Here is a 23,823-nt window from a genome sequence, read left to right as displayed (position 1 = left end):
AGGGGCTAGCCACTGCAACTAGACAGGTGAGACACTTAAACGTGAAACGTTCGAATGTGGCTCATCGCCTGCCCCGTGGAAAGCGAGCAACCTGGAACGGAGATCAACTCTCACATAAAGCCCAAAATAAAAACCGGGTCCTCTCTGGAAGGTAGAGGCCCGGCATTTCTTTTATCTTATTCAGCTGACTCTTCCGTTGATTCCTCATCTGTTGAAGTTTCTTGTTCAGTAGAACTATCTTCATCTGTCGTTGTCTCTTCGTCTTGAGTCTCAGATTGCTCTGTGCTTGTATCTTCTTCAGTATTTGTGTCTTCCGCGTTGCTACATGCAGTGATCAAAAATATTGCCAAAAGAGATGCTCCGATTTTAGCCAAAAACGTTTTGCTCATTGTTCAATTGCTCCCTTCGGATTTTCAATATGATTTTTGCATGAGTATGGGATTTCTCTGTCCCTGTTCAGAATATATCATGAAAAAAACCCGAAAAGACGCAATTTACCAAGTCATAACCAACACTTTACAATTCTAAAATCAGCTTTATATGAACTTAATAATCAAACATCATAATGCAGCACATATTGCGGCCCAACTGGACCAGGTTTGATCTGGCCACGATCTACAAAACCTACTTTTTCATAAAGCTTTTTTGCAAGATCGTTTTTGAAGTTTACAGCTAAAATGAGCTCGTTTACTTCGGGAAAGTGGTCAGAAACAAACTGAGGCATCTGTAACATCGCATCTTTTGCGAAACCTTTTCCTTGTTCGGGGTGATTGATGGATAATGCACGAATCACCATTGCGTTCGGGTTTGCAGTAAAATCTCCAATGTTTTCACCCTTATGCAGAACGAAAAAACCAACTGTTCTACCGTTAGCTTCAATAACCACAGGATGACGCCCAGGATCTTCTTCACATTTCTTTAAAGCTTCATTCGGCATGGCCGTGAATTTTTCTTGCTCAGGAGGTAAATGAAAGGCGAGTAAGGCTTCTTCATGTATTTCATTACAAAATGTTAGTCGTGTGTTTGTCATCTATGTAACTCCTGTTTTTAGTTTATTGAGTGACGAGTGATTCTGCAGCTTCCAGCCAAGTTTTTGCCATAAGTTCGTTCCCTTTTCTTCTCATATGTACACCGTCTGTCGTTAAGGACACATCTGGCTTTTTGGTTAAGTGATTGATAAAGACTTCATGTGTGGGTACGAGCACGGCATCGAATTCTTTTGCTAAATTACGAACAACTTCCACATACGGGATCAACAGCTGGTTACCTTGGGACTTTGTGTTTTCTTTTATGATCGTTGGTTCCATAAGGACAAGTTTTGTTTTTGGTGAAAGTTTAGATAACAAACCGCGGTACACCTCTTCAAATCGAGAAACATCCACCTGCTCCAATTGAGGGCTGTCGAGCTGTCGCCACACATCGTTGATTCCGATCGATACGGATAGCAGATCAGGCTCTAAGTCGATTACATCTCGCTGCCAACGAAAGTCGAGGTCTGTTACGCGATGTCCGTTCACCCCTTTATTGATCACCGTTATTTCCTTTGGTAAGACATCTTTAATCATGCGAACGTACCCATCCCCAAGTCGATCTGGATCTGTGTTTTTATTTGAAGCTGTGATGCTGTCTCCGATAAAAATAATCTTCATAACCATTTCCCTCCCTGTTCTCTTTATTCTATTTTATCATGTTGAAGCGAAATGTTAGGTTTTAGAGGATTTTACATTCTTTCTTTGAATATCTATAAAAAATCCTTTTTTAAGGAGGGTAAATCATGCTTGAAACAGCGGTTCAGCAGCCTAAAACGTTAGGTCAAACGGAAATGAGACCGTCATACCGAATGGATTTGCGCCAGTATCGAGACAGGAAAGAATATGAAAAGTTTGTAAAAGTAAATACGGTGAACGATTGGTCCACTGTGACGTGGAAAGATATTGGCAAACCGTATGAGGTAACTTCTTTTTCAAAAGAAAAAACAGAGTGGGAACAGACGCACGGTGAGATGCTTCCGGTTCATATATCCTGGACGATATTCAACCAGTCGTTTCACGAATGGTTCTCTAAGGATGTACCCGCTGAGATTGGTGATAAAAAGAGTGCTTTTTTTAAAAGTTTAACAAGCTTCAAACCTAGCGAAGTAAAGACGGCACTCGGTGATTATGTGCGAATCCACCTCTGGAATTATGTGCACCGTATTCAGGATGGCATCTGGGATCCGCGCGGAAAGAGAGCTTTGTTTGAGGGACTGGACGTTGATAAGCCTCGCATTCTATTTTTGGGTGCTGCTGAAGGATATGAGGCGATGCAGCTATCTGCGATGTATCCTGACGGTGAAGTGGTGATGGTGGATTATGACCCGTTCTGTCGAGATGCACGGTTTGCAGAGTTTCCTAAATCTTATCCGTTTTTGGGGAAAAATTCACGAACAGGTGGAGATAAAGTTTATTATAAAGACGACTTCACTATTTCGTATGTCGTGGATGATATCCGCAATCTGCCATATGGCAAAGAGTTCGATATCGTGCTCAGCGTCGGGTTGTTAGAGCATTTTCCTGACTCTATGAAAGCCGAAGTCGTTGAGTGGCATCGAAAATTCTTGAAACCAAGCGGCTATATCGTGATGACAACACCTCGTGCGCAAATGCGTTCCAAGCTGTATTACGAGATCATGGCGGATGTGATGAACCATACGTACCGCGAGCTGATGACATTAGAGCAGATGGGACTGTATCTGCATGAAAATGGACTGGAGATCATGCGCCATGGGTACATCAAAGTACACAACGGAATCGTGGCGAGGGCGAAATAGTCTGGAAACCTGGAGGATGCTCCAGGTTTTTTATTTAGAGTGAGTTGGAAGGTTTCCTGTTAGCAAGTTCTCTAATGAAGTGTGATCAAGCAGATTGGCAACAACATCGCGAACGAGGCGCCATAACGGCTGTAACAGACAAGCTTTATCTTCAAGCGGACAATATTCATACGCCGTAACGCTCACACAGCTCATCGGGGCTAGCGGTCCTTCTATATCACGAACAACTTCACCAATACAGATTTGTGAAGGTTCTCTTTTAAGTGTATAACCCCCACTTGCCCCTCTCTTGCTTTTCACATAGCCTAAGTTTTTTAAAAGTAACAGAATCTGTTCCAAGTAATTCGAAGGAACAAGGGTCTCTCTTGCAATTTCCTTTGTTTGAACGAGATTTGGGTATTGTGCACCTAACACGATCAACGCTCGAAGCGCATACTCCCCTTTGCTCGAGATTTTCATAAACCCTCCCCCTCCCATCTCTATCACTCTATGGTTAACCGTTCGATTTATTCCATGATCCGTCCATTTATTATGCATTGCCGTTACGCTTGTCCCTTAAACCTCATACCTTATATAAAGGCGACTTCGTTTATCAACAATGTCGTCAAAGGCAGTAAAGGGGAAATGGAAGTTGGATTTTATACAAAAAATTGAGCGTGTATTTCGCACGTTCTCAAACATAGATAAAACAAATGCTGAGGACATCATGCTACAGCTCTCTCCTACTCTTCAAGATGTAGAGAAGCATCTATCAACTCCACAGGATTTGGAATACGGAAGGAATGTTCTGTTTAAGAATGAACGTGTTGAGGTGCTATTAGTCTTTTTACCTACTTTTTCAAAAACACTCGTACATGATCACGGGTTCTCTTCAGGATGGATTTATGTTGTGGACGGTTCTGTGTTGAATCTTTTGTATATGAAGGGAAAAGATGGTGTGAAGTATGAGAGAAATGAATTTTACCAAAAAGGTGAGCTATTTTCAGTGGAGGGAGATACGACACACGCCATGTACAACCCTTCATTCTCAGCCACGGTGACGCTTCATATCTATTCTCCTCCACTAGGGACAGGACAGGTGTACAAGCCGCATGAATAACTATGGTGAATCATTTATTCATAGCTTAAAAGACTCTCGTTCGGTGTGGCTGAACGGCAGTGTGACAGATGTTACGACAGATCCTCATTTTGCTGGGACATTATCTACGATCAGCTCTTTATTCGCTATGATGGATCGTGCTGAGCATCAGGATAAGATTAGCGTAGTGCAGCGTGTTAGAGAGCAACAGCAGCGCATACACACGTCTTTTTTAGTTCCTCATTCACAGGATGATCTGCTAAAAAGAAGAATCGCTTTCGAGACGTGGAGCAGAGCGACTTCAGGCGTGATGAGCCGTTTATCCGATTATGCTAGATCTCGTTTAACAGGATGGTACGGAAACCGGTTCGCATATGACACTTTTGATAAGCATTTTGCTGAAAAAATTAAAACGTATTATGAAACAGCTGGAGTCGAAAATCTTTTTCTAACGGTTGTTCAGCGTGATCCGCAGATTAACCGGGGTGTGAGTGGCGAGGTTCTTGCCGAAGAACTTGGACTTCTCCGTATCACAAGAAAAACAAGCGAAGGGGTTTATGTGAGTGGAGGCAAGATGATTGCTACTGCCGCTCCGTATTCCAACGATCTTATCGTGTTTCCTATCGCAAAGTGGGGTGAAAAGGAGAAGGCGTTGGCTAGTGCGCTTATCGTTCCGGCAAACAGCAAAGGCTTGCATATGATCTGCAGAGCGGGATTTGATTCTGGGAATGTGGCGCGTGCTGATTATCCGCTTAGTTCTGCTTTTGATGAGATGGACGCAGTTCTGATTTTTGATGATGTTCTGATTCCTTGGGAAAGAGTATTATTGTATGAAAATCCTGATGCGGTTTGGCAGTTTAAAAATGATCCTGTCGCAAACGCTCTTGCCTATCATCAAGCGATTGTTCGTCTTCAAGTAAAGTTGGAATTTACTGTTGCGATCGGGCACGCCATTGCAGAAAGTATCGGAGCCAATCAATATCTCCACGTACAGGAAAAATTAGGTGAACTCCTTATGCAGAGTGAAACGATTAAAGGGCTTGTCATTGCGAGTGAATCGGCGGGTAAGTGTAATGATCAAGGCATTTTTCTGCCTCACTTTTCTTTTATTGAAACAGCAAGAAATCTCGGTACCGCTTATTATCCGCGCGCGATTGAATTGTTGCAGCTGATTGGAGCAGGAGGATTCATTCAAACGCCTTCTATTATCGCCGACTTTGATGGACCAATCGGTCACCTGTTGGAAAAGTATTATAAAGGTAAGAACGTTGATGCGGTGGAGAAGACAAAGTTGTTTAAATTGGCGTGGGATTTAATAGGAAGTTCGTTAGGCTCAAGGCACGAATTGTACGAGCGCTTCTATGCGGGCGATCCAATTCGGAATAAAGCGGCTCAGTATGCAGGATCTGATAAAGCGGCTCTTATGAAGATGCTTGATTTGTATTTGTGATAGTTGATGGTGTATATACGGTCTGGTGTAACAATCTCGGCAACTTATTATAGTCGTAATATGTCGAAAATCGGATAAATAAATTTATACACGGAAATATTGGGCTTAAACCCGAAATTAATGAGCTTATCTGCGGATATAAATGGAATTACCTCGTAATTATTAAACAGCAATCGTCTTGTGCGAACATAAAGGTAAAGTACCGTTTCCACAAGTACACTGCATCAAAATATTTAACTATTTTTCAGCTCTGATTTTGAATAGTTGTGCCTTTCAACAAGAATTCCTTAATTTCTGAAACAGAGTTAATAATTTTTGTAGGTTTTATAGCCGTAAATTCTTCCACTGAACCATAACCGTATGTAACTCCTATTGAATCGATACCCGTGTTATGCGATGATATCATGCTTTCTGTCACCAATCATGATAAATGATCCCTTTGGTTGATCGCTGTAATGGTGAAGGATGTGCTGGATGATCTCTGTTTTGCTCGTACTTGTTCCGTCGAGATTGCTACCAACGATCAGATCAAAATGGTGATGAATGTTGAAGTATTTTAAGATTTCTTCAGCAAAGACAGTTGGTTTTGAAGTTGCAATAACTAATGTGTGGCCATTATCACTCAATTCTTGAAGAAGTGACGGTATATGTTCGTAAAGTGTATTCTCGTACATGCCTTTGTCTATGAATCTTTCACGATAGTGTGTGATAGCAGTTTGAATCTGTGGTTCGTCAAAGGAGTAAAATTCTAAGAAAGATTGTTGAAGCGGCGGTCCAATAAAAGATTCTAAGTAATCAAGGTTATTCTCTGTGATACCCATTCTTTTCAGGGCGTATTGAACAGATTTTGTAATACCTATTTTAGGATCAGAAAGAGTACCGTCTAAGTCAAACAAGATATATTCATAATTCTTCATCATGATATATGCTCCTTCACAGCCATATTTTGAAAGCTCAAAATAAAAATAGCATAAAAAGAAAGCTTGAAATAGGACATACACCCTAAGGGAATGCTCCATTTCAAGCTTTTATAATAATTGTGTGGGGTCAGACCCCTATTTGCCTAGTGCGAAGGTGATCTCGACTTCACAGGCTACTTGGCCATCAACGGTTGCGATTCCTTTTCCTTTACCGATCGAACCGCGCACACGTGTCATCTCAACTTCAAGACGAAGCTGATCGCCTGGTACGACTTGCTTTTTGAAGCGGCAGTTATCGATGCCTGCGAAAAATGCTAGACGTCCGCGGTTTTCTTCTTTTTTCAGCATCGCGACTGCACCTACTTGTGCGAGTGCTTCCACGATTAATACGCCTGGCATAACCGGGTACTCTGGGAAGTGGCCGTTGAAGAATTCTTCGTTTGCTGTAACGTTCTTGATTCCAACAGCGCGCTCTCCCTCTTCTACTTCTAAGATGCGGTCGATCAGCAAGAACGGGTAACGGTGTGGAATGATTTCTTTGATTTCTTCGATCGTTAACATATACAAACATCACCTTTCACTTATGGCTTCTAATTTATTTTAATTATACTTGGTATTGTTACCTGGTACTAATTTTACATCAAAAGAAAACAATGACTATCATGCCATGTCATTGTTTTTTTTATTATATCTTTACGCATCTTTTTCTACAAGGTCGATGATGTGTGTCCATGTTTCTTTTTCAAACACGTTCATCGGCTTACCGTCACCGATTACGCCATAGCCAACCATCGTACCAACAGCAAAACAGACGATGATTCCGCAGACAAGAAGCAGAAGACGCAGCCAGATTGGAAAGCTTCGTTTCGTTCGGCGTTGGTACCACTGTTTCTTCTCTTCTTTAGAAGACGTTTCTTTCTCTTGGTAACGTTGTGTTTTCGATTTTTCGTTTTTATTCAACTCTTGCATCTTATTCGTCATACAAACCTACCTCATTTAGCGAAGCCCGTTTACTAACCCCATCATCTGGTCAGCAATTGTAAGAGAACGCGCATTAAATTGATAAGAACGCTGTGTTTGAATCATTTCCGTCATCTCCGTGGAGATGTTTACATTCGAGGATTCGAGTGCACCTTGCTGAACGAAGTTACCTGCTCCAGCATTTACTTCCTCTATCAGTTGATTCAACGGAATGTCCTGTGGCGCTTGCAAGTTCTGTCCAACAGATACCATCAACTGCGGCCGCACCATGTTCACAATCGCAAGCTGACCTGATTCAACAATCGCTCCATTATTTAACGTTACCGAAACTTGGCCGTTTTGTCCAATGGTAATTTTGCTATGGTCAGCCGGAATCGTAATCGGTCCATCTACACCCATTACTTTATTGCCTTCTGATGTAACAAGTTCCATTTCATTAGCGTTGTTAGCAGACGGTGACAGATAGAACGCGCCGTCTCTCGTGAACTGTAACGATTCATTACCGTTGTTATCTATTGCCGATACCTGAAAATAATAGCTAGGCTGCGTGAGTGCTACATCAAGAAGTCGTCCAGTTTGCTGCAGCGTGCCCGCTTCTAAACTAAGTGCAGTTGAAGAAACACGCGCACCGCTGCCAAGTCGAATTCCGTTCGGCGTTAGACGGCCCGCTTCTGTCGGATTCAATGCTTCACTATTGATCTGCTGAAAAAGAATATCCGAAAATTGAGCCTCACGTCTTTTATAGCCGTTCGTCGTGCTGTTCGCCATGTTATTTGAGATGGTATCGAGCTTGTGCTGCAGCTGACCCATCGTTACTGCTGCTGAAATCATAGACTGGTTCATGTTAGATCCCCCTAGCCGATTCGGCCTATTTCATTCGATGCTTTTTCCATCGTTCGGTCGTAAGCTTGAAGTACTTTTTGGTTGGCTTCAAACGCACGGTAAGCCGTCAGCATCTCTGTCATCGTCTGTTCCGTGTTCACGTTCGACCGTTCAACAAACCCTTGTTGCACGTTGTACGTGATGTTTGGATTCCCAAGAGCACTTGGCGCATTCCCGTTTCCATCCAGTCTGAACAACCCTGTGCCTTCTTTTACAAGATCGTTAGGGTTCGTGATGTACGCAACATCAATCTGTCCCGCAACTGCACCGTTATCAAGCACCGTACCGTCTTTGTTCACTGTAAAATTATCGCTTCTCACCGTGATCGGGTTGCCATCTGTTCCAAGCACATAATACCCTTCCGGCGTTACAAGACTACCTTCTGCATCAACTGAAAAATGGCCGTTTCTCGTAAAGCGTTCTTCTCCGTTTACGTTCAATCGGAAAAAGAGTCCGCCCGGCTTTCCTGTTTCTGGGTCAAGTGGAACTTGTCCTTGAAGAAGCGCCAGATCTGTTTTGATCCCGGTCTCGCGCATGTCACCTTGCAGGAAATTAGGCGTCGTTTCCTGCACGTATACACCTGTTGAGAGTGCCGCTGGTCCGATTGGGTAGTTGTTCGGTAGCTTCTTACCGTTCATCTCAGTCTCCCCCATATGCTGAAGCAGCATCGTTGGGAACGTGCGCAGACTCGCATTGTCCGCTTTATATCCAGGCGTATTCGCATTCGCCATGTTGTTCGTTAAAATTTCTTGTTTGCGCTGCTGTGCTAGCATGCCAGCTGCAGCATTATAGAAGCCTCTTAACACGGAGTATTCCTCCTGTATTTGTAATCTGGACACAAAATGTCTCTTCCGTTTTATCGACAGTTTTTTACAATTATTAATAGTTTTCTTCAAAAATTGTGAGATTCCTTTTTTAAATGAGGTATTTGTACCCATTCTCTTTCCATACTAAAAAAAGAGGAAATGGCGATTAACTCCCAGCTCCTCTAACTGCCTATCTACTATTTAACGGTTAAAAATGAGTAAACGATAAAAAACACGGCCATCTCAATCAGTACGATTAGCCCGCTTACTGGTAAAAGCAAGCTACTTGTCCAAAATATCCCGAGAAGGCCCAAGAATAAGATTAAATGCTTAAAGCCTAAACGATCTTCAGTAAACCTGTATTTATGAAAGACGATACTTGTGCCTCCAAAATAAATAAGACTTGCTCCAAATGAGAAGTTGACCAAGAAGGTAGAATCAACTGGATGAATGTAAGACAGCTGAATGGTTGAAGCGAGTAAACTAAGCGCCATAAAAATGACAAGGTGGCCATAGATGATGATTTGACCCGATGTTCTGCTTTCTTTATCAATTTTTTTCTCTAAATTATCGAAGTACTGCCACCAAAGAGCAATAACGAGAACAAATGATGCCACTAGCGCTGTTATTCCTGAAAAGATGCTGTCTTTTACCTTTACAATGACTATAATGCTTACGATGAACTCCCCTAATAAAATGAGGGTTAACAAACCAAATCTCTCTAGAAGATGCGGTGTATTTATTGGCACTTTCTTCAGGTGTTTGTGACCCAAAAGCGGTATGATTGTATCGATCGCTATCCCCAAGTACAACACCAAGTATCTGACTCCACCGTCAAAGAAAAGAGAGCATAATGAGATAAGTGCTCCAAATAAGAAACCTCTTCCTAAGAACTTAGCCACAAGTTTTCTTTCTCCATATTCTTCAGAAGCAGAAATAAAATACTGAATTGCCGTTATAAAACGAATTCCTAGATACCCTGTTAGAAAAGGCAGATAATAGGGATCAAAATCAACGGATAAACTCGCTGTCATAACAATAATGAAAAGCATCTGTATAACCATAAACATCCTTTGTAACATACTATCGTCCCCGTACCGGTTGATATACAATGTTTGCCCAACCCAAGCCCACCAAATTGGTACAAAGATTAAAACAAACTTTAATAGATAACTTGAAGGAATCACACCTTCTTCCAGGTGCAGCAAAATATGCGTTACCTTTGCAATCGCAGCGACAAATATCAAATCGTTAAACAACTCTAACCAAACTACTTTTTTATGCGGCATGATCTACCTCCGGCTCAAAATATCACTTTAACAACATTCAAATTTTCTTCCTGACTTTATTACCAATTTTACCATTTTTTAATCTCGGTTCGTTTCACGATACACAAAAAAAAACGCCACCCAATACGGGCGACGTTCGCTTCATTAAAATACTTTTCGTTTTGCGATTTTATCCATATGTTCAAGCATCAAGCCTGTTCCTTGAGCGACTGCTCGCATCGGCTCTTCTGCGATCAATACAGGTACTTTCAATTCATCTGCAAACAGCTGGTCGATTCCGTGAAGAAGTGCTCCACCACCTGTTAGCATGATTCCACGGTCGATGATGTCAGCGGATAATTCCGGCGGCGTTTTTTCTAGAACGCTCTTTGCCGCTTGAACGATAACCATTACTGGCTCCATCAATGCGCGTTGGATTTCTTTAGATCCTACTGTAATCGTACGTGGAAGTCCTGATACCATGTCTCGGCCACGGATCTCGAGCTCCTCGTCGCGCTCGTAAACGGTAGCGACGTTCAACTTAATGTTTTCAGCTGTACGTTCACCGATCAACAGCTTGTACTCTTTTTTAATATATTGAAGGATTTCAGTATCGAACTTGTCCCCAGCCATCTTAATAGAAGAGGACGTAACGATATCTCCCATGCTCAAGACCGCAATGTCCGTTGTGCCACCACCGATGTCCACAACCATATTGCCGCTCGGCTGGAAGATATCCATCCCCGCCCCAATTGCAGCCACTTTTGGCTCTTCTTCAAGGAAAATATGTTTTGCTCCGCACTTTTGCGCAGCTTCTCTGATCGCTTTTTGTTCAACAGACGTAATGTTCGTTGGTGTACAGATCAAGATTCTAGGCTTGGCAAACATGCCTTTTACGTTAATCTTATTAATAAAATGTTTTAGCATCTGCTCAGTTACTTCAAAGTCAGCGATAACGCCGTCTTTTAACGGACGGATCGCCACGATGTTTCCAGGTGTACGGCCTACCATTCGGCGGGCTTCTTCTCCTACTGCGAGTGCTTTTCCGGTATTCGTGTCGATCGCAACGACAGATGGCTCATCGAGTACGATCCCTTTTCCTTTTACATAAATCAGTACATTAGCGGTACCAAGGTCAATTCCAACGTCCCTTGAAAACATGTTATATCCTCCCTGTTAACATCCATACGATATAATGACATTTTTAGTAAAAAATCGAAGTTCTATCCAATTTATCATTATATCACAAGTCTGTCGAACAAGGTGAAATATTGTCAAAAATTAATTATTTGGCATTGGAACGATGCGGCACATCATGTAATATCGTTTCATCTAACATCCTTACATCTCATAAACTTACTGAACAACTTCCTCTGTGCCTTTTTTGTACTTTACGCGAGTCGCTTCTCCACCTCTCAAGTGGCGGATGGACTTATGGTATTCGAGGATCTCTTTTACGTTGTTTGCAAGATCAGGATTAATTTCAGGCAGCCGCTCGGTGAGGTCTTTATGCACCGTGCTTTTGGAAACCCCAAATTCTTTTGCGATCATGCGGACTGTTTTTCTTGTCTCCACGATATACCGTCCTATCTTGATGGTTCGCTCTTTGATGTAATCGTGCACACCACTCGCCTCCCTAAAATGGATGTGAGAGATGCGATAGAGACTTGTATGAACAAGCTACGTGACAAGTTTCGTTGTCATCTTCGGCTTATAAGTATTGCTTCCATTCCCCTTTTTCCACCGCAGCCATAGTACGATTTCTCACCGCTCACCCTCAATTGAATTATTGTAGGTTTTGTAACATCTTATTAACCAAGTTTTCGTTATATGCCTAAATCTCAACTGGGACAAGGGGAAATGTCCATATTTGTGAAAAAACCTGCATAAACAGTTGGAAAATTAAGTTATTTAAGTGATAAGGAAGAAGAAAATAATTTTTACGGTACGTGTTTTTATATGTATTACGCGTTCACCGCTAAACTTGCTTTTTTCACCGGTAAAACGCTCGTGACCACCTGAGAACTGCCTCGTTACACCGGTGATGCAATCGTGACCACCTGAAAAGAGGAGTTTTTCACCGAGAAGTGGTCACATCTGTCTAAAAAAACAAAAAAACTGCCTCGATTGAACCGAGACAGCCTTATTTTTGCAATTATTCGCTAGCGCCAGAGTCGTCTGCTGCAGGAGCATTCGTATCTTCGGCTGATTGAGATGATGATTCTTGCTCACGGTTGGCATCTTTGCCATCCTTCGTGTCTTTCGTATCTTTTGTACCTTTAGAATCTTTTGTGTCCTTAGAGTCTTTAGACCCTTTGTCTTCAGACTTTGGTGCTGACTTCTTTTCTTCAGCAGGCTTTTTCTCTTCAGCTTTCTTCTGCTCTTCTGCTGCTTTTTTCTCTTCTGCTTTTTTCATCTCTTTACGAGAGTCATCCACAGCGGATGCTAATTGTGCAACAGATTGATCCCAAGCCATTACTGGATCGACTGCTTCTCCGTCTTTACGAACTTCGAAGTGTGCGTGGATCTTCGCATCTGTATCGTATGCGTTCTCACCAGCTTGTCCTAAAACTACGCCTTGCTTCACTTGGTCACCTTGCTTTACAGATACAGAAGCAAGAGAGGAGTAGTGCGTGACAACACCTTTGTCGTGTTTTACTTCAACAACGAACCCTAGTGCAGGATCTTTAGAAACTTTTACAACGCTACCGCTCAATGCTGCCGTTACGTCGAATGCTTTGTTGTCAGCAGTCGCTAGATCGATACCGCGGTTTTGGTAGTAGATATTGTTATAGAATACAAGAGCTGCTTCTTGTTCTTGAGCTGGAGCTTCTGGGCTAAAGAAATCTTTTACCACTTCAATGGCTTCAGGGTCAGAAACGGGCATTTGGAAAACTTCTTTTGTAAGGGATACAGGCACTGCTGCTCCATTGTCCTCTAATGCGCTATCTGGAGTATTATTATTCTCCGTATTCTTCGCATCGTTTTGATACCATAGAACAGAAGTTAGAATGACTGCTGCAAAGCTTAAATATACTGCAGGATAAACCCAACGTTTTTTCATAGCACTCTTACCTTTCATCGGTACTGTTTTTTTGTTTTGTTTTTCTTCTTCTTTCATTTTTCATCACCTCAGCAACAAGTTTGAACAGAATTCTGAAAATATATACTTTAGTGCAAAACTTTTTTGAAAGTTTCTTTCGACAATACAAAAAACCGCTGAATGCCTGATGACATCTAGCGGTTTCAATCAAAACATAAAGAGGGGGTCTGACCCGGGTCAGACCCCCTACAATTTAGACACAATTCACTGAGGCTGGTACGCGAGACCCTTATCAGCAATCGGTTTATAATCCGCAATCTCAATCCCCTTGTAATAGTGATTCACGATCTCTTTATACGTCTTGCCTTCCTTTGCCATTCCGTTCGCGCCGTATTGGCTCAGCCCCACTCCATGACCATAGCCGCGTGTAGTTACGGTAACTTGTTTTCCTTTTTTCTTCATCTCGAAATCCGTCGAACGCAGCTCAAGCTTCTCTCGTACTTCTTTTCCAGTGAACTCTTTTTTACCGATCGCCCATTTGCCGATTCGTTTTCCGCTCGTTGTGGCAACTACTTTCCCGATCTGACCGTCCTTCGTTAAGGAAACGCCTAGCTTCTGCTCTACCGTGCTGACTGGCAGCTGGATGGTCTCTGTGTATTTCGGAGACTCTTTTTTATCCCATGGACTTTCTACACTTCGTAAATATGGATATTCGTTCTTCCAATAATCCTCGGAATTGACAGTAAACCCGTTGCTTGTGGAAAAGAAACTCGCTTGAATCGGATCTCCTTCATACGTTAAGATCTGTCCTTTAGTCTCTGAGACAGCCTTGATGATCTTCTCTATCTTTTGATTGAAGTCATCCCCCCAAAGGGTCTCTAACTCTTCGTTTCCTTTGTACACTTGATGCATCACCGTGTCTGAGACGACCGCTCCTTCTGGCAGACTATCATCTTTGCCGCGGTTTAGTAGAGCTTTGACAATAAACGTTCGTGCAGTTAACGCTTGTGCTTTTAGCGCCTCTAACTCGAAGTCCGCTGGCATTTCAGAGGCTACCACGCCAGCCACATACTCTTCTAACGGGATGTTCTGAACCGTATCCATCGATTTTCTGAAAACAGGCACGACGATGTCTGAATGAGGAACTTCTAAAGCTAGCACTCTCTCAGATGGACGCGCAGCTTTCTCTTCTTTCCACTCGGGAGGTGCTGAGGAAAATGGTAGTACGAGTATCGTCGGGAGAAGGACGATGATAGCGACAAAAATAGCTAGAATCCAAATCAGCGGCTTGATATTTACATTCACGGTTCCAATGCCCTCCTAGATTGTTATCTACCATACAACTTATACAAAAAGAGGGGCATTTAGAACTCGAAACTAGCATTTTTACAAATGAATACACCTCACTACATTCTACATTTACAAGTTTTACTTCAGGGACTGATACAGGCCATCCGCCGCATAAAATAGAGAGATGAAATGCTTGAAAGGGTGAACAGCATGGACAGTTTTCAGCCTCCTGTTTTGGTTCGTACGCTCACGTATGCACCTGGCAATATTAAGATTTACTACCCGCGGATCGAAGGCAAAATTAACCCTCGTATTCAGCAGCAAGTAAATCGAGGGATCGTTCAGATCAACGAGCAGCTTGCGAATTACCAGAACCCCGAGGCTCGTCCAGGCATGTATGGAGAGTTTGCTGTGAAAACGAACGAAAAGAACATCTTGAGCATCGGTTTCTTAAATTTTGCTTATACACCCATGGCAGCCCATGGCATGACGTATATCAAATCGGAAACGTGGGATCTTTCTACAGGGAAAACGTATACGTTAAAAGATCTGTTTAAACCGGGAAGCAATTATGTGGAAGTCATCAATCGTCATATTCACGAACAGCTGAAATTACGCCAGATTGACACACTCGAACCATTTAAAAGCATCCGGCCGGATCAAGATTTTTATATCGCTGATAAGTCGCTCGTGATCTATTTTCAGCTTTACGAGATCACCGCTTATGTATATGGATTTCCCATGTTTCCTATCTCTGTTTTTGATCTACAGAATATCATTGATGAGAACGGACCACTTGGTAAAATGGCGGTGAATGGTCTATAACTTAGCTATGAAAAAACTGCACCACCAATTGATAGCGGTGTCTACAAATTGAGGTGCAGAGCATTTTAAAAGTTGGCTGTTTTTATCCATTTATATATAAACGAAAATTTATCTTAAAAAACCTCAACATAAATACGTATGATTCCAGCCTTATTTTTTTGAAACATACAGCTTTTTACCTTGATCAACAGTTGCTAAGTAAACAGACTCTACGCAATCCACTTGATGTGTCTTCAAGTTTTCTTTTAGCCAAATCAAATCTACGTTTGCTGTTTTAAGATTCTCTTCAAAAAGTTTCCCATCATTTATCACCACTAAGGGAATGTCAATTGGAGAAACTGCGGTTTTCATATCTGACGCAGTAACTGGATCGTATGCACTGTATTTCATAATGCTCAGCTGACCGTTCGGCTCCAACATGCAGTACCTAACTTCGGATATATCAAAAACTTTTCTAATTCTAAGCTCAGCTAGCAAGAGATCAATATTCATAAAGTGTTTTCTTAAATGTTTCCTGACGATTTTCCCATCATCAATAAGCAGCAATGGTTTTCCGTTAAAAAAATGAGCAAAAGACCTGCTCTTTAAAGAAATCATACTGAGTGCGGTATGCCAGAAGAAAAGCGTTAATATAGGGGTGATCGTCCTTGTAAAAGTCACATCCCCTTCTAATAAGGGAGATACAGTAAGGGCTCCTAATATCCAGATCAACGCAAAGTCAAAGGTCGTCATTTGGCTAAAGGACCTTTTCGTTACAAACCTTCCAACCAAGAAGACTATAACCCCTACAAGGATTGTTCGAATAACATACCCCATCAATGTTATATCTTTTAATTCACCAAAAACTTGAGGCATCTTAAACCTCCTGCCGGTTTATGTAAAGTGTTTTCTCAGGAGTTAGAATCCCAACGAAAACATCATTTATCGCTTGAATATCAAGTATTTGTAACTGCTCGTTTAACCAATCATGGTCAAGGTTGTTTTTCTTTAGCACCTGCTGATCCACTTTCCCTTCATAGATTAAAAGCTGAGACAGCTCATTTGAAGTCGTTGGTATACCCAAAGAAGATTTAGTTACGGGTTGGTCTTTATTGTCGATAGCAACACTAAAATCACCGGTTGTTTCTGCTACTAGAAACTTCACTTTTTCAAGATTAAAAGCATCTTTCACTCGTAAAATGGAAAATACATTATCAAGGGTTAGCCTCGTTTTCTTTAAATTTCCCTTTATGATTTTACCGTTTTTTACGATAATAGTAGGTGTTTGCGATACAATCGACGGTAGCTTAAGGTACCCGAAGTAAGTAAAACACAGCATAAAAATGGTATAAACAATGATTATTGCAAAAGCATCGATCGGTCTTGAATCAGGAACTACGATTCGAGTAGCTGAAATATGACTGATTCCAGCTGCCATGATGAAATTATAAGGAGTTGTAATAGCATTCTGCTTAAAACCCATTGCTTTATCAGACGCGAATAACAAAAAATAGAGCAAGGAAGTTCTAAAGACTTGTTCAATAATACTTAAATCCTCTGCTTCAAATAAAACATGTTTCAAATCCATATTTCATCTTCCTTTATTGGTGACCGAGTAAATTTATAACTACAGGTTAAACTTCCCAATTCTCCTAATAATTATTTGATAACGATAAAAAACCCCGATCTCCAAACTCAGAGATCAGGGTTTTTGCATGTTAATTTTAGTTTACACCAATCGCATCATACGATTTTTTAACTGCCGCTACTTCTGGAGATGTTGCTCCATAAAGGTCAGACGCAGATTGAACGAGAGCCGCTCTTGCTTGGCTGAAGTTTGAAGAAGCTGTTAAGTACACCGTGTTCGCTCGGTAGTAGATCGCCCCTACTTTTTGGTTGCCGATTGCCGGAACCGTTACACCATAATGCGTTCCACCGACTGCCAGCAAATATGCCGCTTTGTTGATGATACCGCTGTTGATGTGGACGCCACCATTATCACTTGTACCTGTGTAGCGAACAGAATAGTGGTCAGGATCACCGTACTTTGTCGGATCACTCATCGATCGAAGAGCATCACCGGCTTTATTTGGCGTGTAGATATCTTCACCGATCTCATAGTCTGGATTGTTGTTCGTGTGGTGCTCAACTAATGTACCAAAGATATCAGACAACGATTCGTTTAAAGCACCTGATTCGTTTTGATAAACAAGATCAGATGAAAAGTCTGTTACAGCATGCGTTAATTCATGCGCTACAACATCAAGACCACCGGATAATGAAACAAATGTTGTACCGTCTCCATCACCGTAAACCATCTGCTGGCCGTTCCAGAACGCGTTGTTGTAGTTGCGTCCGTAGTGTACCGTTGATTTTAGAGCAGCCCCCTTATTATCATAAGAGTTGCGGTTGAAGACTGATTTATAATAATCATAAGTGGCGCCTGCATAATAGTGAGCATCTACAGCAGCTCTGTCGTATGTCGCGTTTAGCTTATTATCCGCGTCTGCCCATAAAGTGCCAGGAAGCTGCTGACGGTTCTTCGCATCGTATGTAAATACACCGCCACCTCTCGTATTATCTTGTAGATAGTATGTTCCGCTAGACAATAATGTGTTTAGCGTTTTAGAGTCACCAAGTACTCCTGTTCCGGAACCAACAGCGTTTGTCCCTACTAATGAACCGCCGCCTGTTGGAGGTGCTTTTGTATCACCGTGAGCTTCATCTAAATCATTGTAAGAGTTTAGGATCTTGCCCGTTACAGCATCTACAAAATAGTTGTAGTTGCCCGGCTTAGGAGCTAAGAAGTTAAGGTTTACTAAATAGGCATATGCCGCTTTATCTCCTTCTGTATACACAACGAGATCAGATGTTGGATCTGCTTCATATTCTGGTGTAAAGCCCAAGTCTTTCACTGCAGCTGCTACCGCTTTAGAAGCAGGAATTTTTTTACCAAAGCCTAATCCAGGTTTACTTTTAAGATCAGGAGTAACTGTTCCTGAGAATACAACGAGCTCTCCCTTTTCGTTAACATGTGCTACTTGCGTGGAGCCCCAAACAGGAACACCTTTATAAGTTTGTTGGATTCGCACCAATTGTCTGCCTAACTCATCTTTTGTAACAGACTTAACCGTGAATGAATCCTCTGCTTTTTGAGTTCCTACTTTGAATGTTTTCGATTCTTTCTGAAGATAGTTGAATACCACTTCTTTTGCTGATTTTGAAGACGCCTCAGACAGTTTTCCAGAGACGAACGACGGTGTACCCGTTAAACTGTTCATCTTTTTAGTTGATAAAACATTAACTGGTGCCTCTGCTGATGCTTGTCCCGCTGCTAATGGACTTACTGCGAGTCCTAGTGCTAATCCCCATAGAGTTAATTGCTTTTTCATCCCTTCCCAATCCCCTTTGCTTCATGAATTTTAAAGCCAGTGGATTTATAATAGCACCTTTCGTTTTATTTTCAAACTATTCTTAAAATTTTGATTAATATGTACTAAAAGTAAAAATTTCATTCAAAAAACAGGTATTAGGAACTGTTTTTTTGTGTTCATTCGATTTAAAAGACAAAATTTCACCATTAAAAAAAGCTGGCTCCAAGAAGCCAGCTTTTACAGCTATTTCGATTTGCGGCCTTTAATAAAATTTAAAACAAAAACGATCAAAGCGATGACAAGTAAGATATGAATGATTCCGCCAGCTACTTTAAAGATAACACCTAATAACCAAAGTACGACTAATATTCCGATAATGGTCCAAAGCATGAGTTCGACATCCCTTCCATAAAATAAAAAAGTATAAGTATATGGTTTAGATTTCCCGAATACGCTTTGAATTAAACGGAAGTTGGTCCTAAAATCATGATTGTAGGTGGAAGTTAGGCATTTCCAGGTGGTTATTTATGAATCATCGGTGGTAATAGGATACGCACAGGTGAAACGACACACTTTTCAGGTGCTTATTACCTCTTTACCGGTGAACGTGTAACAAATATACAAACTCGTACCGTAAAACTTAGAACGCAGACGAAAAATAAAAAACCCTTTCTCATGATGAGAAAGGGTTCGCTCTAAATAATATTATGCTAAATTACTTTTTAATGATTGCTCTTTGGCAGGTGTTGTTTTCACATCTTCGTTTACACGCTCGATGTCAGCACCTAATGCAGCCAATTTCCCAGTGAAATCAACGTATCCGCGGTCGATGTGCTTCAGTTCAGTTACACGCGTGTAACCATCAGCGACAAGCCCAGCAAGTACCAAAGCAGCACCTGCGCGAAGGTCAGTTGAAGCAACCTCAGCACCTTGCAGATTTACAGGTCCGTTGATCACAGAAGAACGGCCTTCGATTTTAATATCACCATTCATGCGGCGGAATTCTTCCACGTGCATGAAACGGTTTTCGAATACAGTTTCCGTGATTACGCTTGTTCCGTTTGCACGAAGCAATAGCGCCATCATTTGCGACTGAAGATCAGTCGGGAATCCTGGGTGAGGCATTGTTTTGATATCAACAGGTTTCAGTTCACGAGGTCCACGAACACGAAGTCCGTTACCTTCTTCTTGAATCTGTACACCCATCTCTTCCATTTTTGCGATTAAAGGACGTAGGTGTTCTGCGATAGCATTTTCAACTAAAACATCACCTTGTGTAATAGCTGCTGCTACCATATACGTACCCGCTTCGATACGGTCTGGAACAACTGTATGCTCAGCACCAACAAGCTCTTCCGCTCCAACGATGCGGATCGTGCCTGTTCCTGCACCGATTACTGTAGCACCCATCGCGTTCAAGTAGTTAGCTAGACATACGATCTCAGGTTCTTTTGCAGCATTTTCGATGATAGTGGTACCTTCAGCAAGTGTTGCAGCCATCATGATGTTCTCAGTAGCTCCTACACTTGGGAAGTCTAAATAAATCTTTGCACCTTGCAAGCGGCCATCAATTTTTGCTTCGATAAATCCGTTCCCGATCTTTACAGTGGCACCCATCGCTTCAAATCCTTTAAGATGCTGATCGATCGGACGAGATCCAATCGCGCATCCTCCTGGAAGTGCGATACGAGACAATCCAACGCGAGCAAGCAATGGTCCCATTACTAGGAATGATGCTCTCATTTTGCGGACATACTCAAATGGTGCTTCTGTTTTCAACTCGCTTGTAGCATCAACAGAAATTTCACCGTTTTCAAATGCTACATCAATATTTAAATAACGTAATACTTCGTTAATCGTAAACACATCAGCTAGACTCGGCACGTCTTTAATTGTGCTTTTGCCTTTACTTGCTAAAATGGATGCTGCGATGACAGGAAGTACGGCATTCTTAGCTCCTTCAACTCGAACAGAGCCTTCTAACCGCCTACCACCACGGACAATGATTTTTTCCAACGATATTCCCCTCCGCGTCCAATTTGTATATTAATATTCAGACGTAATTATTGGTGTGCCAATTGTGACAGTTGTTCCGCTGCCCAATCCTTCAGATCGTAATGCCACCTGAAGATTCATTTTATGTTGATGACCGGTATAAATCGCTTGTTCCCACTGCTCAGTATATGCAGAAAGCGACACAAACGTCTCTTCTTTTAGTTCCTCGACAGAATCACCAGAAAAGGCGCGTACCAATTCATTTGCTTGCGAATACAAATCAACCATCATTTTATCACCGTATGTACCGGTAACACAAGAGAAAATTTTGGGATTTCCTCCAATTGATTGTTCAACCCGACTATCGATCAGGTTCTGGATTTCTTTCCAATTTTGATTTGCATTTACAAGTCCTTCAACCGCATAAATAAAATACGATGCAGATTGATCTTTTTGGGGGTATGTAATGACGGTCATTTTCTCTCTAACCCCAATATCATTACGCTCAAATAGTCCGGTCATTTTATAATGCCCGGCTTGATCTTCCGTTACCGCCCAGTTAAATTCAGGATAATTACGTTTAAGCTCTTCTGCTTTTTTTACATACCCTAGTCCTTTAGATGTAAAACCTGTTTGACCACGAAAATGCATAGTCCATTTGTCAGGTGTTGCTCCGCTGTCTTTTAGAACGTCTATTATATGTGTAACTTCATTTGTTTTTTCATCTGTTTTTGCATATCCAGAAGTAATCATAACTAATAGCAAAATCGCTGTAATCGTCATCGTCCATTTTTTCATTCCCCAGCACATCCTCTCTATTTCTCATTGTTGCCAATGAAACAGAGGATATCCGTGGAAGTTGTAGTCATATTCCGACAAGTTCACTACTTATGTAAAAGATATGGACTTATCCAAATAGCTGACTAAGATTTTTGGAATACTGTAGATACTTTAGAAAAAAATCGCTCGCGATGCTGGCTAAGCTGATCACTAGAAGTATGTATAACACTCTAGCTTGCATGACCTTCCCTTTTTTGATCCATTTATCAAAATGAACGGCCTGCAGTGCCCACCAAGAGATCACGAGAAACAATAGATGTACGATGATATGTAACAAAGCTTGTTGTCCGATTGGAATCATTTAAAAAGTCTGACCTCCTTATTACATATTTCGACATCTTAAGCATACGTCTTTCTCAATAATTTAGATAGATACTTTTTCCCTAGTAAGGGGTTGTGAAAGCCTTTTCTTTTAAGAAGTTCAAAAATTTGTAACGACTACTAAATGTAAGTCTCAGTTTATAGTCGTTTCACTATGATTAGACGAAACTAAACCGCAGAAGTTACGGTAGTTTTGACTCATTTTTTTTATCCAGCTGGATCCGACAAAAATATTATCAAATAAAACGAAAACCATTATATTCACATTATTCATGATATATTCACGTTAATTTCAATAATTCCGCGTTAACGCACCTTATATTCACTTTATTCTCGCCAATTTCACGTTAGCTGATTTCAATAAAAAAAGCTCATCAAGGTTCCCTCTCGCGGAAACCTCAATGAACTAGCTTTCATATATTCAACAATCAATGATCATGCGTATGAACTTCGGTTTCAATCTGCATAAAGAATTCGTTCACATCAAAATTCCCGTAAAAGAAATCGAGTGCAAGATCTGGCATAATGCCTAGAATGATAACCGATGCCGTACAGAATGCGAGTACGGCAGCCATTCCACCTGGGATTGAAACCTTCGTTCCATCACTGTCCCGGAAAAACATGATCGCAATGATGTTAAAGTAATACACGTACGACACGAGCGTGGTTGCCATCATAACAGCGGCTAGCCAATAATGTGCGGGATCGAGTCCAAGCGCTCCCATAAAGATTCCAAACTTCCCGATAAATCCTGCGGTGATCGGAATACCCGCTAGCGAGAGTATGAAAAATGTCATCGGAACCGCAAGCCACGGAGATCTTCGAAATAAACCACGGAAAATCCCGACATCAGCTGAGCCTTCTTGACTGCTTAATAGTTGAATGACCGTAAACGCGCCAATATTCATAAACAAATAGGCTAAAAGATAGAACCAGATGAGTTCGAACAACAATGACGAATTTGAAACGAACGGCACTAAAATGTAACCCGCTTGTGCGATAGACGAATAGGCGAACATTCTTTTTATATTTCGTTGTCGAAGCGCCGTAACGTTACCAATGATCATGGTTGCCGCTGCTAATACCATCACATACGGCTGAACTTGCAGCAGGATCGGTTCCTTATCGATCCCTGGAGCCGCGATAAAACAGATGATGATCACACGCAGCAAGATCACAAAGCCTGCTGTTTTCGACACGACACTCAAGAATGCTGTAACCGGAACAGGCGCCCCTTCATATACATCTGGTGCCCACATGTGAAGCGGAGCGGCCGCAATCTTAAACGTTAGTCCAGCAAACGTGATGATGAAAGCGAAGACGATGAGAAAGCTGTGCTTTAACAGTTCAAGGTTCCCCATGTTCTCTGCGATCTTGAACAAGTTCGTCTCTCCGGTAAGCCCGAAAATGTAACTCATTCCAAAAAGGGTGATAGCGGTCGCAATTCCGCCAGATACAATATACTTAAACGCTGATTCGTTGCTTCGTTTATTTCGCCGCTCTAGACCAGCCATTACATAGGAAGAAAGTGAGAGAAGTTCAAGGCCCACAAACAACGTGATCAAGTCAGCGCTCGAAGCCATCATCATAGCCCCCAACAAAGCTGCGAGAAGCAAGTAATAAAATTCTCCCCGGTTTTCTTCCAGATCTTCTTTCTTATAATTGGATGAAAGAACGATCACTAATAACGTTCCTAACAAAAGCAGAATCTTGAAAGCTTTTGAAAACGAATCAAGTCTGTACGTATCATACAGAATCGATGTTACTTCTATATCAAGCTGCATAAAAACGGCGATGAGGGCAGCTAGAATACCTGCTCCAGCAAGCCAGGCCAAAGGCTTCCGGCTCGATTCTTTTTTCATAAAAAGGTCGATAACTGATAAAAGAGTCGCAACACCTAAGATAATAAATTCAGGTAGCATAACGCTCCATCTAAACGATAATAAAGTATCTAGATCCATG

26 protein-coding genes are annotated in these 23,823 nt (G+C 41.6%); 4 read left to right on the top strand and 22 right to left on the bottom strand.

Translation table 11 applies throughout. The annotated features are described in order from the left end of the window. Positions 1 to 176: 176 nt before the first annotated feature. The 3 genes from ACFS5O_RS05285 to ACFS5O_RS05275 form a co-directional block, all read right to left on the bottom strand. Positions 177 to 389: a hypothetical protein gene (locus ACFS5O_RS05285; RefSeq protein WP_153238101.1), complete on the bottom strand. Its 213-nt coding sequence runs from the start codon at positions 387 to 389 to the stop codon at positions 177 to 179. 164 nt (positions 390 to 553) lie between these two features. Further along, positions 554 to 1,030 (bottom strand): GNAT family N-acetyltransferase, encoded by a 477-nt coding sequence (locus tag ACFS5O_RS05280; RefSeq protein WP_205724971.1) that lies wholly within the window; start codon positions 1,028 to 1,030, stop codon positions 554 to 556. Positions 1,031 to 1,052: 22 nt separating this feature from the next. Next, a complete protein-coding gene (locus ACFS5O_RS05275) occupies positions 1,053 to 1,649 on the bottom strand; it encodes an SGNH/GDSL hydrolase family protein (RefSeq protein ID WP_318300104.1) in 597 nt (198 codons plus the stop codon). A gap of 125 nt (positions 1,650 to 1,774) precedes the next feature. On the opposite strand from ACFS5O_RS05275, the gene ACFS5O_RS05270 reads away from it, so the two are divergent. Then, on the top strand, positions 1,775 to 2,809 hold the full coding sequence (locus tag ACFS5O_RS05270; RefSeq protein WP_205724969.1) for a class I SAM-dependent methyltransferase: 1,035 nt from the start codon (positions 1,775 to 1,777) through the stop codon (positions 2,807 to 2,809). A gap of 30 nt (positions 2,810 to 2,839) precedes the next feature. On the opposite strand, the gene ACFS5O_RS05265 is transcribed toward ACFS5O_RS05270, so the two are convergent. Beyond that, positions 2,840 to 3,268, bottom strand: coding sequence for an RrF2 family transcriptional regulator (locus ACFS5O_RS05265; RefSeq protein WP_205724968.1), 429 nt, complete (start codon positions 3,266 to 3,268; stop codon positions 2,840 to 2,842). A 172-nt stretch (positions 3,269 to 3,440) separates the two neighbouring features. Here ACFS5O_RS05265 and ACFS5O_RS05260 point away from each other — a divergent pair, with 172 nt between their 5' ends. Together ACFS5O_RS05260 and ACFS5O_RS05255 are read left to right on the top strand one after the other, a co-directional pair. Then, positions 3,441 to 3,908, top strand: coding sequence for a cysteine dioxygenase (locus tag ACFS5O_RS05260; RefSeq protein WP_205724967.1), 468 nt, complete (start codon positions 3,441 to 3,443; stop codon positions 3,906 to 3,908). Beyond that, positions 3,901 to 5,337, top strand: a complete 1,437-nt coding sequence (locus ACFS5O_RS05255) for a 4-hydroxyphenylacetate 3-hydroxylase family protein (protein ID WP_205724966.1) — start codon at positions 3,901 to 3,903, stop codon at positions 5,335 to 5,337. The genes ACFS5O_RS05260 and ACFS5O_RS05255 overlap by 8 nt, the downstream gene beginning before the upstream one ends. 389 nt (positions 5,338 to 5,726) lie before the next feature. Here the strand turns inward: ACFS5O_RS05255 and ACFS5O_RS05250 are convergent, their stop codons facing one another. The 10 genes from ACFS5O_RS05250 to spoIID all read right to left on the bottom strand — a co-directional run bounded on the left by ACFS5O_RS05250 (position 5,727) and on the right by spoIID (position 14,542). Next, the gene (locus ACFS5O_RS05250) at positions 5,727 to 6,257 is read right to left on the bottom strand and encodes an HAD hydrolase-like protein (protein ID WP_318300103.1); all 531 of its coding nucleotides are present in this window, start codon (positions 6,255 to 6,257) and stop codon (positions 5,727 to 5,729) included. Between the two features lie 135 nt (positions 6,258 to 6,392). Continuing rightward, the gene (gene fabZ, locus ACFS5O_RS05245) at positions 6,393 to 6,818 is read right to left on the bottom strand and encodes a 3-hydroxyacyl-ACP dehydratase FabZ (protein WP_066398842.1); all 426 of its coding nucleotides are present in this window, start codon (positions 6,816 to 6,818) and stop codon (positions 6,393 to 6,395) included. Between the two features lie 132 nt (positions 6,819 to 6,950). Next, positions 6,951 to 7,238, bottom strand: a complete 288-nt coding sequence (locus ACFS5O_RS05240) for a DNA-directed RNA polymerase subunit beta (protein ID WP_318300102.1) — start codon at positions 7,236 to 7,238, stop codon at positions 6,951 to 6,953. 15 nt (positions 7,239 to 7,253) lie between these two features. Next, entirely contained in the window at positions 7,254 to 8,081 is an 828-nt protein-coding gene (locus ACFS5O_RS05235; RefSeq protein ID WP_205724965.1) for a flagellar hook-basal body protein, read from the bottom strand. 11 nt (positions 8,082 to 8,092) lie between these two features. Further along, entirely contained in the window at positions 8,093 to 8,926 is an 834-nt protein-coding gene (locus ACFS5O_RS05230; protein WP_205724964.1) for a flagellar hook-basal body protein, read from the bottom strand. A gap of 197 nt (positions 8,927 to 9,123) precedes the next feature. After that, positions 9,124 to 10,215 (bottom strand): low temperature requirement protein A, encoded by a 1,092-nt coding sequence (locus ACFS5O_RS05225; protein ID WP_205724963.1) that lies wholly within the window; start codon positions 10,213 to 10,215, stop codon positions 9,124 to 9,126. 144 nt (positions 10,216 to 10,359) lie between these two features. After that, positions 10,360 to 11,355: a rod shape-determining protein gene (gene mreB / locus ACFS5O_RS05220; protein WP_066398851.1), complete on the bottom strand. Its 996-nt coding sequence runs from the start codon at positions 11,353 to 11,355 to the stop codon at positions 10,360 to 10,362. A 195-nt stretch (positions 11,356 to 11,550) separates the two neighbouring features. Continuing rightward, a complete protein-coding gene (gene spoIIID / locus ACFS5O_RS05215; protein ID WP_007203593.1) occupies positions 11,551 to 11,817 on the bottom strand; it encodes a sporulation transcriptional regulator SpoIIID in 267 nt (88 codons plus the stop codon). A gap of 532 nt (positions 11,818 to 12,349) precedes the next feature. Next, positions 12,350 to 13,315 (bottom strand): stage II sporulation protein SpoIIQ, encoded by a 966-nt coding sequence (gene spoIIQ, locus ACFS5O_RS05210; protein ID WP_205724962.1) that lies wholly within the window; start codon positions 13,313 to 13,315, stop codon positions 12,350 to 12,352. A gap of 186 nt (positions 13,316 to 13,501) precedes the next feature. Further along, on the bottom strand, positions 13,502 to 14,542 hold the full coding sequence (gene spoIID, locus ACFS5O_RS05205) for a stage II sporulation protein D (RefSeq protein ID WP_318300101.1): 1,041 nt from the start codon (positions 14,540 to 14,542) through the stop codon (positions 13,502 to 13,504). 195 nt (positions 14,543 to 14,737) lie between these two features. On the opposite strand from spoIID, the gene ACFS5O_RS05200 reads away from it, so the two are divergent. Continuing rightward, complete coding sequence (locus ACFS5O_RS05200) at positions 14,738 to 15,352, top strand: DUF3298 and DUF4163 domain-containing protein (protein ID WP_205724961.1); 615 nt, start codon at positions 14,738 to 14,740, stop codon at positions 15,350 to 15,352. Positions 15,353 to 15,502: 150 nt separating this feature from the next. Here ACFS5O_RS05200 and ACFS5O_RS05195 read toward each other — a convergent pair whose 3' ends face one another. The 8 genes from ACFS5O_RS05195 to nuoN form a co-directional block, all read right to left on the bottom strand. Further along, positions 15,503 to 16,207 carry a YetF domain-containing protein gene (locus ACFS5O_RS05195; protein WP_205724960.1) on the bottom strand — a complete coding sequence of 235 codons (705 nt, stop codon included), beginning with the start codon at positions 16,205 to 16,207 and terminating at the stop codon, positions 15,503 to 15,505. Between the two features lies 1 nt (position 16,208). Continuing rightward, a complete protein-coding gene (locus ACFS5O_RS05190; RefSeq protein WP_205724959.1) occupies positions 16,209 to 16,919 on the bottom strand; it encodes a YetF domain-containing protein in 711 nt (236 codons plus the stop codon). A gap of 136 nt (positions 16,920 to 17,055) precedes the next feature. Continuing rightward, a complete protein-coding gene (locus ACFS5O_RS05185) occupies positions 17,056 to 18,723 on the bottom strand; it encodes a M4 family metallopeptidase (RefSeq protein WP_205724958.1) in 1,668 nt (555 codons plus the stop codon). Between the two features lie 225 nt (positions 18,724 to 18,948). Then, the gene (locus ACFS5O_RS05180; RefSeq protein ID WP_137791095.1) at positions 18,949 to 19,095 is read right to left on the bottom strand and encodes a lmo0937 family membrane protein; all 147 of its coding nucleotides are present in this window, start codon (positions 19,093 to 19,095) and stop codon (positions 18,949 to 18,951) included. A 315-nt stretch (positions 19,096 to 19,410) separates the two neighbouring features. Further along, positions 19,411 to 20,721 carry a UDP-N-acetylglucosamine 1-carboxyvinyltransferase gene (gene murA / locus ACFS5O_RS05175; RefSeq protein WP_205724957.1) on the bottom strand — a complete coding sequence of 437 codons (1,311 nt, stop codon included), beginning with the start codon at positions 20,719 to 20,721 and terminating at the stop codon, positions 19,411 to 19,413. A 30-nt stretch (positions 20,722 to 20,751) separates the two neighbouring features. Further along, positions 20,752 to 21,498, bottom strand: coding sequence for a YwmB family TATA-box binding protein (locus ACFS5O_RS05170; protein WP_205724956.1), 747 nt, complete (start codon positions 21,496 to 21,498; stop codon positions 20,752 to 20,754). A gap of 109 nt (positions 21,499 to 21,607) precedes the next feature. Next, positions 21,608 to 21,841, bottom strand: coding sequence for a DUF1146 family protein (locus tag ACFS5O_RS05165; RefSeq protein WP_137791098.1), 234 nt, complete (start codon positions 21,839 to 21,841; stop codon positions 21,608 to 21,610). 448 nt (positions 21,842 to 22,289) lie between these two features. Continuing rightward, complete coding sequence (gene nuoN / locus ACFS5O_RS05160) at positions 22,290 to 23,822, bottom strand: NADH-quinone oxidoreductase subunit NuoN (protein ID WP_205724955.1); 1,533 nt, start codon at positions 23,820 to 23,822, stop codon at positions 22,290 to 22,292. Between the last annotated feature and the right edge of the window lies 1 nt (position 23,823).

The sequence above is a fragment of the Fictibacillus nanhaiensis genome (assembly GCF_042686385.1).
Classification (GTDB): Bacteria; Bacillota; Bacilli; order Bacillales; family Fictibacillaceae; genus Fictibacillus; species Fictibacillus nanhaiensis.
Note: the sequence above shows the minus strand (reverse complement) of the source record. Positions and strands in the feature narration are given on the sequence as shown.

Bases quoted from the DNA above. Each gene is read 5' to 3' on its own strand.
- spoIIQ (WP_205724962.1), bottom strand. From the start codon at position 13,315: ATGAAAGAAGAAGAAAAACAAAACAAAAAAACAGTACCGATGAAAGGT.
- ACFS5O_RS05165 (WP_137791098.1), bottom strand. From the start codon at position 21,841: ATGATTCCAATCGGACAACAAGCTTTGTTACATATCATCGTACATCTA.
- nuoN (WP_205724955.1), bottom strand. From the start codon at position 23,822: ATGGATCTAGATACTTTATTATCGTTTAGATGGAGCGTTATGCTACCT.
- ACFS5O_RS05195 (WP_205724960.1), bottom strand. From the start codon at position 16,207: ATGCCTCAAGTTTTTGGTGAATTAAAAGATATAACATTGATGGGGTAT.
- ACFS5O_RS05200 (WP_205724961.1), top strand. From the start codon at position 14,738: ATGGACAGTTTTCAGCCTCCTGTTTTGGTTCGTACGCTCACGTATGCA.
- mreB (WP_066398851.1), bottom strand. From the start codon at position 11,355: ATGTTTTCAAGGGACGTTGGAATTGACCTTGGTACCGCTAATGTACTG.
- ACFS5O_RS05285 (WP_153238101.1), bottom strand. From the start codon at position 389: ATGAGCAAAACGTTTTTGGCTAAAATCGGAGCATCTCTTTTGGCAATA.
- ACFS5O_RS05250 (WP_318300103.1), bottom strand. From the start codon at position 6,257: ATGATGAAGAATTATGAATATATCTTGTTTGACTTAGACGGTACTCTT.
- ACFS5O_RS05270 (WP_205724969.1), top strand. From the start codon at position 1,775: ATGCTTGAAACAGCGGTTCAGCAGCCTAAAACGTTAGGTCAAACGGAA.
- ACFS5O_RS05240 (WP_318300102.1), bottom strand. From the start codon at position 7,238: ATGACGAATAAGATGCAAGAGTTGAATAAAAACGAAAAATCGAAAACA.
- fabZ (WP_066398842.1), bottom strand. From the start codon at position 6,818: ATGTTAACGATCGAAGAAATCAAAGAAATCATTCCACACCGTTACCCG.
- ACFS5O_RS05170 (WP_205724956.1), bottom strand. From the start codon at position 21,498: ATGAAAAAATGGACGATGACGATTACAGCGATTTTGCTATTAGTTATG.
- ACFS5O_RS05275 (WP_318300104.1), bottom strand. From the start codon at position 1,649: ATGAAGATTATTTTTATCGGAGACAGCATCACAGCTTCAAATAAAAAC.
- ACFS5O_RS05235 (WP_205724965.1), bottom strand. From the start codon at position 8,081: ATGAACCAGTCTATGATTTCAGCAGCAGTAACGATGGGTCAGCTGCAG.
- ACFS5O_RS05265 (WP_205724968.1), bottom strand. From the start codon at position 3,268: ATGAAAATCTCGAGCAAAGGGGAGTATGCGCTTCGAGCGTTGATCGTG.
- ACFS5O_RS05190 (WP_205724959.1), bottom strand. From the start codon at position 16,919: ATGGATTTGAAACATGTTTTATTTGAAGCAGAGGATTTAAGTATTATT.
- ACFS5O_RS05180 (WP_137791095.1), bottom strand. From the start codon at position 19,095: ATGCTTTGGACCATTATCGGAATATTAGTCGTACTTTGGTTATTAGGT.
- ACFS5O_RS05255 (WP_205724966.1), top strand. From the start codon at position 3,901: ATGAATAACTATGGTGAATCATTTATTCATAGCTTAAAAGACTCTCGT.
- ACFS5O_RS05185 (WP_205724958.1), bottom strand. From the start codon at position 18,723: ATGAAAAAGCAATTAACTCTATGGGGATTAGCACTAGGACTCGCAGTA.
- ACFS5O_RS05280 (WP_205724971.1), bottom strand. From the start codon at position 1,030: ATGACAAACACACGACTAACATTTTGTAATGAAATACATGAAGAAGCC.
- ACFS5O_RS05225 (WP_205724963.1), bottom strand. From the start codon at position 10,215: ATGCCGCATAAAAAAGTAGTTTGGTTAGAGTTGTTTAACGATTTGATA.